Here is a 12,910-nt window from a genome sequence, read left to right as displayed (position 1 = left end):
TTTGGAGGAAAATAAATTGGCTAATCAAAACAATAAAATTCCTCGCGCGACTTTGAAACGATTACCCTTATATTACCGATTCGTGAATACCCTTCAAGAAAAAGGGATAGATAGAGTGAATTCTAAAACAATCAGTGAAGCATTGGATATTGATTCAGCTACCATCAGAAGAGATTTTTCATATTTTGGTGAGCTGGGTAAAAAAGGTTATGGTTACAATGTGGAGAGTTTATTAGAATTCTTTAAAGGCGAAATCAGCGAAAGTGATGTAATTCGTATTGGTTTAGTCGGCGTAGGGAACTTAGGGAAAGCATTGCTTTCATATAACTTCTCAATCCACGATGATATGGTGATTACAGAAGCGTTTGATATTGACGCGGATGTAGTCGGTACGCAAATTGGAAAAGTTGTAGTTAAAGACATGGATGCCATTCATGATATTTTGAAAAAAGGCAATTTAGATGTAGTGATTATCACAACACCTGGAAGAGCAGCACAAGAAGTTGCTGATCAACTTGTCGCTAGTAACGTAAAAGGCATTTTAAACTTTACACCTTCACGTATCGATGTACCTGATAATGTATCAGTACATCATATTGATTTAGGGGTAGAATTACAGTCTTTACTCTTCTTTATGAATAATATGAATCGTAAATAAAGAAAAGGAGTTTGCTTGAATTTTCATTCAATGCAAACTCCTTTTTTAGTTTAGGCTTTTTGAACTGTAATTGTCCAAGAAGCGTCTCCTAATTGTTCGTAATTTGTTACAGGGTAAGATTTTTCAGCTGCCCAGTTTGGGATAGCTTCTGTCGCTTGTGTGCAGTCAAAGTCGATTTTCAATTCGTCTCCGACTTCTAATTCTTCCATTTTCTTCTGTGCTTCGATAAGAGGGAAAGGACAAACCATTCCGACTGTTCCTAGTTCGTATACCATAGATTCATTCTCCTTTGTTTAAAACTTTTTATTCGTTATGGCTATTTTAACTTAATTATGATTGTGTTGCAGGTCTTGAAGCAGTTGTTTTAGCAGGTGCTTTACGTAATGCTTTCATTGGTTTAATAAAGATAAAGTAACTCATTAACCAAGTACCTAAAATCATTGATGCAAGAGCAATCCAGCCTTGCCAAGATAATGCTGCTGTTGCAACTAAGCCGTTACCAATTGAGCAACCGCCGGCAACTGAAGCGCCGAATCCCATTAATGCACCGCCGATAACACTATTTCTTAAAGTCTTTTTATCTGGTAATCTCCAAGCAAATTCACGTGAACCTTTAGCTGCAATATAAGATCCGATGAAAATACCTAAGACTAAGAATACGCCCCAGTCTAAGAATGATGTTTTACCTGTGATGATAAATTGTACTAAATTTGAAGAAGGTGTAGTGATACCTAAACCACCTTCACGGCCTGCTGAATAACTCATTGGCCAAGCAAGTAACGCAATTAATCCAACAACAATTGCTGCTACGAATGGGTGGAATTTCTTTTCAAAGAAGAAGTGGCGTACACCTGTGAATTTTTGTTTTAATTTAGGGACTGCAATTTTCGGTTTAGGTTTACGTACTGTTTTAACCACTAAGAACACTGTAATTGCTGTAATGACAATGACCCAAACCCAAGCAGGAATACCTGTACTTGTTGACATATCTGCATTAACATTAGTTTTTGAATTAAGACCTTCCATCACTGGTTTTAACAATCCTGCTTTAGTAATAGCTGAGAATACTGCATAAGCAACTAAAGCTAACCAGCTGCCGATAAGACCTTCACCAGCACGGTAGTAAGTACCAGTGGCACAACCGCCAGCTAATACAATTCCAACACCGAAAACAAATGATCCAACAATTGTTCCGATAATTGGGAATGTTCCGTTATCTAAAGGTTTGCCAATTATCGCTGTGAAAGCTAATAAACCAATTGCTTGAACAGAAATTGCAATGAGTAAAGCGTAAAACATTTTATTATTTTTTTGAACATACATATCTCTAAATCCGCCGGCTAAACAAAATCGTGTCCGCTGCATTACAAATCCTAGTAAACTCCCCACAATTAGACCGCTGATAATCATCCAAATCATTTAATCCCTCTTTTCCGATAATGTTGATAAGGTTTATCCTAATATACAATTGACCAAATTGCAAGGGTATAATTTTACCCTAAATTATTAATTGATTAAGCACAAGTATTATCTTATAAAATTGATATAAATGTCATAGATAGAAATCCGTATGAAAAAGAGGATAGGTGGGCGTATATAAATATGCTAAAATAAAAGAAATGATGATAAACGTTTAATTAGGAGGACATGGTTGATGCAAGATTGGATAAATGAAGTAGAAACGCAACGAATAGAACAACTACCAGCTGAAAGAATTGCTGAACTCAAAGACAAGTTCGCTTCTTCACCGTATAAACAAACATTCCATTTACAGCCGCCATTTGGTTCAGCGGGTAAACCGAATGGTCTATTATTTGATGGCAAGCATTATTTAATAAGTCATGTATGGTATCCATTTACGATTAATAATGGATTAAGCTATAGTTACGCATATCAAACTCCTGATTTAATACAAAATCCTACAGAACAGATTATGTTAAAACCAGACGGATTATTTGATGATGAGGGGATTAAAGGCGGCAGTGCGATAGAGATCAATCAGCAGACACATTTTATATACTCAGCAAAAAGTAAAGATGCTGTTATTGAAGCACCTTTCATGCAACTGCATGCAGTGAAAAATCATACAGGTGAAATCGAAAAATATGAGCAACCTATCAATTTTGAAGTGCCTGAAGGCTATGTTCAAAATGTACAAGACCCAAAAGTGTTTGAAAAAGATGGAGCACGTTTTGCATTGTTAAGTGCACAAACAGAAAAAGGACAAGGAAGATTATTAGCTTATCATGCCGACGATCTCAACCAATGGCAATTGATCGCACCCGTCCATACAAACCTTTCTCACTTTGGTGATTTTTGGCATGCATCTGATTATTTCACTATGAACGGTTATGACATTTTAACTTTTACAGCTGAAAATACGGAACACGCATTTAAAGCAGGTTACTTAATGGGGCATTTACATTTCCATAACTTTAAGATGAATCATGGCGATTTCAAATTGTGGGATGACGGCTTTGGTTTTGTCTTCCCTCAAACGTTCGAAGATGCTGAAGGTTCGCGTGTCTTAATCGGTTTATTAAAAACAGAAGGCGAATATGAACATTTGCCTGAAATTGCACAAGTTCCTTGTCTTTCTATTCCAAGACAACTTACTATGCACAACGGAAAGATATATCAAACACCGCACTCCAGCTTAAAACAATTAAGATATAACGAAGAAACAGCATTAGGTTATGCCAATAAATTTGCGAAACAGCTCCACCCTTATGAAGGCGACAACTTTGAACTGCAGATTGAAATTTTGGAAAATGATGCGACTGAAATCTATTTTGAAGTAAAAGTCTCAAAATGGAATTCGACAAAAGTGACGTATAACACACATTCACGTTTAGTGACATTAGATTGCAGTGAAAGTGGGGAAGTACCGCTTGCAAATGTTGAAACGAAATGTTCAGTACAATTGAGTCGAGATTTAGAGCATTTACAAATTTTTGTAGACCAATCTAGTATTGAAGTTTTCTGTAATCATGGTGAGCGTGTTATGTCTTCACGCATTTTCCCTCCAGAGAATAGTAAAGGAATACGTGTAGGTACAGAATCAGGTCAAGCATATTTAAAATTCACGAAATATGATTTGCATGGTATATATGTAGTAGAAGATAACTCGGAGCAATAAATTATAAGTGGAAATATAAAAAGAATAAGTAGAAAAGAAGGGCTGAAATCAATTGCGATTTCAGCCCTGTTTGATTAGATTTTCTTTAAATTTCTTACTGAGATATAACAGTGTTCACCATTTTTAAAGTAGACCTCACGTTCTTTAGATATTACTTCTTCGATGTTATTGCGATTAATGACGTAACTATTGTGACAACGGAAGAAGCGGTCATCTAATTGGCTTAAATCTTTTAAGTTGCCATAAAATTCGATTTGACGATTGTCTAAATGCGCAATTAAGCGATGTGATTTTGCCGAGGATTCAAAGAACATAACATCATCGTAATTAACATAGACTGAGTTACTGCCACGTTTTAACTCAATTGTTTCGAGACTAGATTCTTTTGAAAGCAACTGTAGTCTCGTCAATGCAGTTTCGATACAATCAATAATTCGAGATTTCATTTCTGAAGGGTCATCTTTAAAAATAAAGTCCATGGCTGCTACTTTATAAACGAAAGTAAGATAAGTGAGTTCACTGTGGCTAGTAATAAAGATAATACTGCCGACAGAATCATAGTTTCTAAGTTCGCTGCCAAGCTTAATACCGTTAATATCAGAATCTAACTGAATATCTAAGAAGTAACAACAAATCTCATTTGTAGCTTTAGCGAATTCTAATACCTCATAAGGATCACCCGTTGAGAGCGCCACTTCTAAAGGTTTTTCTTCAATCATAATATAATTTTCAATGATGGATTCAATGTGTTCACGCTGTTGTACATCATCTTCGCATATAATAATCTTCACGTTTATTTCACATCCTCGTGTTCGGTATTCATGATTTCAAGTTTTTGTATAAAGTAATGATTTTCAATCACAGTATCTAATAAAACATTATCCGTTTGATCAATAATTTCTCTTAAAGTTGATAGCCCTAAACCTCGATTTGGACCTTTAGTTGAGAAGTTCTCTTTAAATAGTTCATGAACTTTAGGGGTATCTTTAGCACACTTATTCATCACAATAATCATCACGGCATCCTTATTTTTCATAAAGCCGATTTGAATTAAAGGATCATCGATTTCAGTGGAAGCTTCAATTGCATTATCCAAAATAATCCCCATTACTCTCGATAAGTCAATCATGTCTAATGAAATATGATGTATCTCATCAGGTACTTCAACACTTACTCTGATATTATTTTCTTGTGCTTGAATAATTTTAGTCGTCAACAAACCTTTTAACTCTCGAATTTGTAAACGTTCGAGTCCATTGATTTTAAAAGAATTCGTCTGCATATTATCTTTAAGTGGAACAATATGTTCCTCAAAATAAGCTCTTAAACCAGGCATATCGTCATCACGAATGTACTCAGACATGGAAAGTAATATGTTCACATAATCATGTCTGAACTTGCGCATATCATTATTAATCTTTTCAATACGTAACGTGTATTTATAATAATTCTCTATTTCTTCAACTTGTCTCTTATACTTCATTTCTCGTAATACCGTGAAGCTGATTACTAACACTAAAACAACTACGGCGAGAATGAAAGCAACATAAACTAGAACTACAAGTTTAAAGGATTCGCTAGAATTAATGTTAGAAGGCATTAATACATATATGACAATAAAAGTAGCTACTAAAAAGGTAGTAACTGTTCCTATATAAAACTTATTACTAGATAAATAAGATGTTCTTAACTTTTTAATTAAAAATCTAACTGCATAGGCTAAGAGTATAGAAACCACTGTAAATGTTATTAAGTAAAGAACATTTATAAATATTCTTTTAGGATCGTATGCATCAAGCAGTATAAAAACAGACATGGCAGAAAGGTTACCTAAATATAAAATTAGGACACTTCCTACCATTGTCAGCAAAGAGTATAATTTTATTTTTTTGTATAAATAGATTGCGGTAAGTAATATCACGATAAATAGTGCATATTTACCAATGATAATATATGAAAAACTTCCCAATATATTTATCGCTATAAGTATAGCTATTTCTTTATAAGAGTAGCATAAGTTCAAAATAATTTTAGCGATTAAAAAGAGTAAGATACCTTGATAAGTCGCTATAAACATACCGTTTAATAATTCCATGTTATACACACTTTCTTATACAATGAAGATTGTACTCTTTAGATTTTAGTTATCTTCTTCTAATAATTCTCTTGGTACTTCAGTTTCATCGAAGTAACCCCAACATGGGTTATACTTAGCTAAGTTTCCAATTTTCTCAAAGATAAAAGCGAATAATTTAAAGATACCATTTAATAAGTCCATTACAATACATCCTTTCTGTTTTTAGGGAAAAATATTGGCAATTGTGAACCGCCTTGTAATGTGATACCTAGCAAAATCATTTGTTGGTAAGCATTAGGAACAAGGAATGAAATTGCAAACATTAATGTTGCAAGAATGATTGCCGTGATTTTCTTTTTCTTAATCAGTCGTGTGGGAATTGGTTGCTTAACTGTAGCAGCAGGTGCATAAATACAAAGTAAAATGACTGCGATTGCTGCAAGAGTAATCATAATGTTGATTGGTACATGATACGTTGCTAAGAGCCATGGCAACATTACGAATAAAACAATACTTTCTATATAGCATGCAAGTGTTGATTTGGCATGCGCACCGTGTGCAAAGTGTCGGATAATAAAATAGCTTAAATGAACAGTTAGTGTGTATAAGAAAACATGGAATAGAAGAGCAAGTCCATAAACGACAATCGTTTTGAAAAGGTTATTGAAAAAGACTTCTAGGCCAAGCTTTATTTTTAAATAAGCGATACGGTCTAGATTGTTTCTTTTTTGAAGGGCTTGAGCCCAACGATCAACCTGCCTATAAAAAGCCTTTTGCATAGCCTCACTCTCCTCACTGACATTATACAACTAAAAAGGATATTTTATTGATTCATTGCCTAACTGTTCGTTTTTTATTCCAAACTGTAGAAAATCTACTATTATCGTCATTTTAACATATATTTATAGACAGTTATGATTGAAATATCATAAGTTAGGGATTATTTAACATTAACTTTAGAAATGATGTTTTAATGAAGATGTATCACAGAGATGTGATAAGAATTCAGGTAACACATTACATAAACATATCGTGTTTGAAGTCAATGTGGTTACCTTACTTCATCTTAATATTTCAAAGAAATTGGTTTATGGCATCGTTAATATTCTTCGTAGGTCTAACATGCCTTAGACTAACTGATCATCCTATATTGAAAAGAAAGGGGGCAATACACATGGCAGGAGATATCGTAGGCACTATCGGTGAATTCGTAAAATTAATCATCGAAACAGTTCAAAAATTCACTCAAAAATAATTCCTTATTTATTGTCCTTTGAGTATAAGCACTAAATTGTTTAATCCTTAAAGCAGGAATCGGTGTTTGTCCTTGCATTGATTCCTGCATCTCTCATATATGTATATCGGAAATGAAGCGTTCGGTATGCATATCATTGTAGTTAAATTATCGTGAGTAACATTAAATTTATCAAATATCGGTAAATTCACTAAATTTTTTTCATAATTAATAACATCCCCAAAAATAGATAGAAAAATAACTGTAAACATTCCCTTAATAATAAGTAAAACCCATGAGTTCCTCCCAAACTCATGGGTTATTTTTATTGATCATATTTATAAAGGTGAGGGCGTCTATTATCAAAGACAGGAATATTTTGTCGTTGCTGCTTAACTTCATCAAGATTAATATCTACAGTTAAGACTTCTTCTTCAGTTCCTGCTTCAGCTAAGATTTCTCCATTCGGATTAATCACAAGAGAATGACCCGCGTATTCTGTGCCACCATCTTTTTCAAAACCGCAAGTATTACAAGCGATAACGAAGATATCATTTTCAATCGCTCGGCTTTGGAGCAATGTACGCCAATGATTTAAACGTGCCATTGGCCATTCAGCTACATAGAATAAAATATCTGCACCTTCAATAGAAGGGTGTCGTGCAATTTCAGGGAATCGTAAGTCATAGCAAATGATTTGTGACGCACGCACTTGTTCATTGAGGTAAAAGACATAAGGAACAGTTTCACCGCCAGTTAAGTATAAATGCTCATCTAACATAGGAACGAGATGTACTTTATCATATTGATAAATCAATTCGCCTTGTGCGTTAACTGTGAATGCAGTATTAAAAGTATTGCCTTTTTTCTTATTAGAAACTGATCCAGCAACAATTGTAACGTTATAAGCACGGCTTAGCTTTTGAATGAATGATAGACTCTCTTTTAAATCATCATCTGATAAAGTAGATAGTTGTTCTAGTGCGTAACTGTTATTCCACATTTCAGGTAAAACAGCGACGTCTGTATCAGATTCAAGGTGTTTTGAAAATAGTGATTCAATCTTATCTTGGTTAGCTTTCGCATTCCCATGTGCAAGATTGAATTGAAATAGTTGAACTTTCATTGATAATCCTCTCCATTCTTTTATTAATATTACTGTACTAAAGTACGTTATGAATTTCCAATATTGATAATAATCTGATATTTAAGAGCTTTATTTGGATTATTACAAATTATTAAGTATATTAACACTTCTTTTCATTCTAATATACATATAGAATTTAAAGATAAGTTCTTATATACTTAAGTTGATTGCTATATTTGATAAAAGGAGGTGCGTTAAAATGAAAAAGAAAGTATACAAAAAATTAACATTGACCATCGCTGCAACTGGGCTGCTATTACCAAGTACAGTAACACATGCCGCAGAACAAGCACAAAATAATCAACAAGTACCTGTTTCAAAACAAACAGAAACAACTAAAACACAATCAGATGGTTTAAATAATCAAAGCGCGCCTGAAGAAGAAACGTTAACTCAAAGTCCGAGTGACACTTCAAATGAAAGTACTTCATCTAGTGTTCAGCCAAACCAACAGAGTGATACTACAACACAAAAAGAAGACCAAACAACAACACAATCAAATAATACATCGACAAATGAGGAGACAAATACAACACAAGAAGACACTTCACAAGATACGACAAAACCTCAACCAAACGATCAACCTGGAGGCAGTTCAACAGGTGCAGAAAGTTCGGACAACCCAAATGACAGCAGTAATAATACTGAAACCCAACCCGAACCTACAAATCCAGAAGAACCAAAACCTGAAGAAACAAATCCAGACGAAAAACCATCTTCAGGCGATAATACAGAAAAACCTGAAGATAATAGTGAAAATGATAAAGGACAAGGTGGCGGTACGATTCCACAAAGAGGAGAGGGCGGTTCACATCCAGTTGAACCATCACCTGAAAAACCTGTGCCAGACGAACCAACACCAGAGGAGCCTGAACCAGGAGAACCATCAATGCCAGATGGACCCACTACACCAGAAACACCAGAACAAGGCCCATCAGACAATAATTTACCAAGCAACAATAAATCTGGACAAAATTCATATCAACCGAATCAACAAGTCACGCCAACTTCAAGCTATCATCCATCAGCTGACTATATACCGAACAGTTCTAATTTCGCTTCGGCAACACCTTCTTTAAATGGAGGCTTAAATGAACAGCAAGCTTCGGATGAAGTAATGCCTTTTTCAAATTTAGGTTTAATTGGTGACCGTTATGGACATTTGATTACAGGGTCATTTAGATATAATCCGTTTATTGTTCATCAAGTGGGTATGATCAGTGATGATACGCAGTCTACTGAAGATGATGTTCATGCAGTGTTGCAACCGCAAAATTTTAGTAATAATAGTAATTTAAATAATTTACAGCAAAGTACGGGCTACTTCAAATATCAGTATTTCAGTCCTATGAGAGCGCAACAATATTATGCAAATTTAGACTTGCAAATTTTAGGATTAGTAACAAGTGACTTAGGCTCAATGCCAGATTTAAAAGAAGTAAAACGAGATAAGCATGCTGAAGCTAAACAGACAACCAAACCTTCAGAAGATACAAAACAAAATGCAGATAAAGCGAAAAAGAAACAAGAAGAAAAAACAACTGATAATCAGAAATACCCACGCTTACTCAACACTTTGTTAATTGTATTCGGGGTTGCATTTATCTGGTTTATTGTATTAATGATTATGAAACGAAAGAAGCAATAATATAGTATTTAGATTAGTAACTATATTAATAGAACCTAATTCAAAAAAATCACGCAACAAGTTCGAGAGTAACCTGTTGCGTGATTTTTTAATATCCAATCATATGAAAAATAAATGATACAGATTCTTGCATTTTTTTAAGATCGTCTGCGAATAATAATTGAATGACGACCACGTAACTATTCATGAAGATATGAATTAAAATGGGTACGGCAATACGCTTGGTGTAAATATAAAAACCAGCTAAAATAAAGCCCATACCAAAATAAATTAAAATAAAGTTTGGGTCGTTATGTGCCATAGCGAATAATGCTGAGCTGACTGTGCCAGCAATGATAAAACGTATGACTTTATTACCTCTAAGAATATTGAAAATCTCACCGAAGATAACCTTTCTGAATACGAATTCTTCTAAGAAAGGTCCAGCAATTGCCACGAGTACAATAAAAATAGGTGCTTCTTGAATAATTTTCATAATGCCAGTTGTATTCGGGCTTGGCTGATCGATTTTAAATACAAAATGATTTAATAGAGAAGCAATAATTTGATATAACAGTACGACAATGAGCCCTACAATGGCCCAAAGAATGACATAACGTTTTTGGACTTTCGGTTGTAATTCTAAACGTGTTTTGTTTTTGATTTTATAATTCATCCACAAAATGACCAATGCTGCTAAAATCATTAAAATGACTTGTGTGTATGATGTCGTAAGCATAAGTTGCTTGCCTTTAAAATGATCAAACAAACCAGCACGATACAACATCTGTGGACCGAACAATGCAAGTCCATAAACGATCAAGGTTAGGATTGAAAACCATAGTCGTGACATAATGTAACTCCTCCATACTATCTAGTTGTTATATTCATTTTAAACTAAAAGTTTGTGCGAGGAAAATAAAATTCTAATTGCTTGATGTATTGACCAATTTTGATTAATATAGAAAGTGGATTAGCACTCAGGATATGAGAGTGCTAAACAAAACTTGATATGTAAATAAATCAAATATGAAATAAACAATTGCAACAGATTAGAGGAGGAACGACCATGCTTAAACCATTAGGGAATCGCGTGATAATTCAAAGAGTTGAAAGTGAACAAACAACTAAGAGCGGAATCGTATTAACTGATAAAGCGAAAGAAAAATCTAATGAAGGTAAAGTTATCGCAGTCGGACCAGGCAGAACTTTAGATAATGGTACTGTTATTACGCCTGAAGTTAAAGAAGGCGACACTGTGGTATTTGAACAATATGCCGGAAGTGAAGTACAAGTCGGTGAAGACAAATACCTTGTTATCAGTGAAGAGGAAATTCTAGCTATCGTACAATAATACATCAATCATAACAAATAACAGGAGGCTATAAACATATGGCTAAAGAAATAAAATTTTCTGAAGATGCACGTCAATCAATGCTTCGCGGTGTAGATCAACTTGCGAATGCAGTCAAAGTAACAATCGGACCTAAAGGTCGTAACGTGGTGCTAGACAAAGAATTTACTGCACCTTTAATTACAAATGACGGGGTAACGATTGCGAAAGAAATTGAACTTGAAGATCCATATGAAAATATGGGTGCAAAATTAGTGCAAGAAGTTGCGAATAAAACAAATGAAATTGCTGGGGACGGTACAACAACAGCTACAGTACTTGCACAAGCAATGATTCAAGAAGGATTAAAAAACGTAACAAGCGGTGCGAACCCTGTTGGTTTACGTAAAGGTATTGATTTAGCAGTAGGCGAAGCGGTACAAGCTTTACATGATCAATCTCAAAAAGTTGAAAATAAAAATGAAATTGCACAAGTTGGTGCTATTTCAGCAGCTGATGAAGAAATCGGCCGATACATTTCAGAAGCAATGGATAAAGTTGGTAATGACGGTGTTATCAGTATTGAAGAATCAAACGGATTCAACACAGAATTAGACGTAGTTGAAGGTATGCAATTTGATAGAGGTTACCAATCTCCATATATGGTAACTGACTCTGAAAAAATGGAAGCTGTATTAGAACGTCCATATATCTTAGTGACTGATAAAAAAATCAGCTCATTCCAAGATATTCTTCCATTATTAGAACAAATTGTTCAATCTAATCGCCCAATTTTAATCATTGCTGACGAAGTAGAAGGCGATGCTTTAACAAACATCGTATTAAACCGTATGCGTGGAACATTTACTGCAGTCGCAGTTAAAGCACCAGGTTTCGGTGATCGTCGTAAATCAATGTTAGAAGACATTTCAATTTTAACAGGTGCACAGTTCATCACTGATGACTTAGGTTATGACTTGAAAGATGCATCTATTGATATGTTAGGTACAGCGAATAAAGTGGAAGTTACTAAAGACAATACAACAATTGTTAACGGTGACGGAGATAAAAATTCTATCGATGCACGTGTATCACAAATCAAATCACAAATTGAAGAAACTAACTCAGATTTCGACCGTGAAAAATTACAAGAACGTTTAGCTAAATTAACTGGCGGCGTAGCAGTAATTAAAGTCGGTGCTGCAAGTGAAACAGAATTAAAAGAACGTAAATTACGTATCGAAGACGCATTGAACTCTACACGTGCAGCAGTAGAAGAAGGTATTGTTGCTGGTGGCGGTACTGCATTAGTGAATGTATACAAACGTGTCAGCGAAATTGAAGCTGAAGGTGATGTTGAAACAGGTATTAATATCGTCTTAAAAGCATTAGAAGCACCTGTACGTCAAATTGCTGATAATGCTGGTTTAGAAGGTTCAATTATCGTTGAAAAATTAAAACATGCAGATCCAGGTGTTGGTTACAACGCAGCTACTGGTGAATGGGTGAATATGTTAGATGCAGGTATCGTAGACCCTACAAAAGTAACACGTTCAGCATTACAAAATGCCGCAAGTGTAGCAGCAATGTTCTTAACAACAGAAGCTGTAGTAGCTAAAATTCCTGAAGAAAATAATGATGCAGGCAATCCAGGAATGGGTATGCCAGGCATGATGTAAGAGATATCATAAATAA

At 34.7% G+C, this 12,910-nt stretch carries 14 protein-coding genes; 6 read left to right on the top strand and 8 right to left on the bottom strand.

The features are described from left to right. Positions 1–16: 16 nt before the first annotated feature. Positions 17–658, top strand: coding sequence for a redox-sensing transcriptional repressor Rex (locus KRR19_RS09135; RefSeq protein ID WP_002481727.1), 642 nt, complete (start codon positions 17–19; stop codon positions 656–658). 50 nt (positions 659–708) lie between these two features. Here KRR19_RS09135 and KRR19_RS09130 read toward each other — a convergent pair whose 3' ends face one another. Together KRR19_RS09130 and KRR19_RS09125 are read right to left on the bottom strand one after the other, a co-directional pair. Further along, positions 709–933 (bottom strand): sulfurtransferase TusA family protein, encoded by a 225-nt coding sequence (locus tag KRR19_RS09130; protein WP_002481726.1) that lies wholly within the window; start codon positions 931–933, stop codon positions 709–711. 55 nt (positions 934–988) lie between these two features. Beyond that, positions 989–2,077 carry a YeeE/YedE family protein gene (locus KRR19_RS09125; protein ID WP_156666793.1) on the bottom strand — a complete coding sequence of 363 codons (1,089 nt, stop codon included), beginning with the start codon at positions 2,075–2,077 and terminating at the stop codon, positions 989–991. Between the two features lie 235 nt (positions 2,078–2,312). Here KRR19_RS09125 and KRR19_RS09120 point away from each other — a divergent pair, with 235 nt between their 5' ends. Continuing rightward, entirely contained in the window at positions 2,313–3,797 is a 1,485-nt protein-coding gene (locus KRR19_RS09120; protein WP_156666794.1) for a GH32 C-terminal domain-containing protein, read from the top strand. Between the two features lie 74 nt (positions 3,798–3,871). On the opposite strand, the gene agrA is transcribed toward KRR19_RS09120, so the two are convergent. From agrA to KRR19_RS09100, 4 genes are read right to left on the bottom strand one after another with little or no spacing between them, the layout of a single operon-like run. After that, complete coding sequence (gene agrA, locus KRR19_RS09115; protein ID WP_002481723.1) at positions 3,872–4,588, bottom strand: quorum-sensing response regulator AgrA; 717 nt, start codon at positions 4,586–4,588, stop codon at positions 3,872–3,874. A gap of 2 nt (positions 4,589–4,590) precedes the next feature. Further along, positions 4,591–5,892, bottom strand: coding sequence for a quorum-sensing sensor histidine kinase AgrC (gene agrC / locus KRR19_RS09110; protein WP_156666795.1), 1,302 nt, complete (start codon positions 5,890–5,892; stop codon positions 4,591–4,593). A 45-nt stretch (positions 5,893–5,937) separates the two neighbouring features. After that, positions 5,938–6,075, bottom strand: a complete 138-nt coding sequence (gene agrD, locus KRR19_RS09105) for a cyclic lactone autoinducer peptide AgrD (RefSeq protein WP_002481721.1) — start codon at positions 6,073–6,075, stop codon at positions 5,938–5,940. Next, positions 6,075–6,653: an accessory gene regulator AgrB gene (locus tag KRR19_RS09100; RefSeq protein WP_002481720.1), complete on the bottom strand. Its 579-nt coding sequence runs from the start codon at positions 6,651–6,653 to the stop codon at positions 6,075–6,077. The genes agrD and KRR19_RS09100 overlap by 1 nt, the downstream gene beginning before the upstream one ends. A 311-nt stretch (positions 6,654–6,964) precedes the next feature. On the opposite strand from KRR19_RS09100, the gene KRR19_RS09095 reads away from it, so the two are divergent. Then, complete coding sequence (locus KRR19_RS09095; RefSeq protein ID WP_158257062.1) at positions 6,965–7,129, top strand: delta-lysin family phenol-soluble modulin; 165 nt, start codon at positions 6,965–6,967, stop codon at positions 7,127–7,129. Positions 7,130–7,433: 304 nt separating this feature from the next. Here KRR19_RS09095 and KRR19_RS09090 read toward each other — a convergent pair whose 3' ends face one another. Further along, a complete protein-coding gene (locus tag KRR19_RS09090; protein WP_002481719.1) occupies positions 7,434–8,234 on the bottom strand; it encodes a carbon-nitrogen family hydrolase in 801 nt (266 codons plus the stop codon). A gap of 220 nt (positions 8,235–8,454) precedes the next feature. Here KRR19_RS09090 and KRR19_RS09085 point away from each other — a divergent pair, with 220 nt between their 5' ends. Further along, positions 8,455–9,903: an SdrH family protein gene (locus KRR19_RS09085; protein WP_207021091.1), complete on the top strand. Its 1,449-nt coding sequence runs from the start codon at positions 8,455–8,457 to the stop codon at positions 9,901–9,903. Between the two features lie 88 nt (positions 9,904–9,991). On the opposite strand, the gene mroQ is transcribed toward KRR19_RS09085, so the two are convergent. Further along, positions 9,992–10,735, bottom strand: coding sequence for an intramembrane glutamic endopeptidase MroQ (gene mroQ / locus KRR19_RS09080; RefSeq protein ID WP_070626462.1), 744 nt, complete (start codon positions 10,733–10,735; stop codon positions 9,992–9,994). A gap of 216 nt (positions 10,736–10,951) precedes the next feature. Between mroQ and groES the strand changes: the two genes are divergently transcribed. Beyond that, the gene (gene groES, locus KRR19_RS09075; RefSeq protein WP_002481716.1) at positions 10,952–11,236 is read left to right on the top strand and encodes a co-chaperone GroES; all 285 of its coding nucleotides are present in this window, start codon (positions 10,952–10,954) and stop codon (positions 11,234–11,236) included. Positions 11,237–11,274: 38 nt separating this feature from the next. Beyond that, a complete protein-coding gene (gene groL / locus KRR19_RS09070; protein WP_216733598.1) occupies positions 11,275–12,894 on the top strand; it encodes a chaperonin GroEL in 1,620 nt (539 codons plus the stop codon). The last annotated feature ends 16 nt before the right edge of the window (positions 12,895–12,910 follow it).

The sequence above is a fragment of the Staphylococcus sp. CWZ226 genome, assembly GCF_018986355.1.
In the GTDB taxonomy this organism is placed as follows: domain Bacteria; phylum Bacillota; class Bacilli; order Staphylococcales; family Staphylococcaceae; genus Staphylococcus; species Staphylococcus simulans.
The sequence above is the reverse complement of the archived record's forward strand: the minus strand, read 5'-3'. Positions and strand labels throughout refer to the sequence as shown.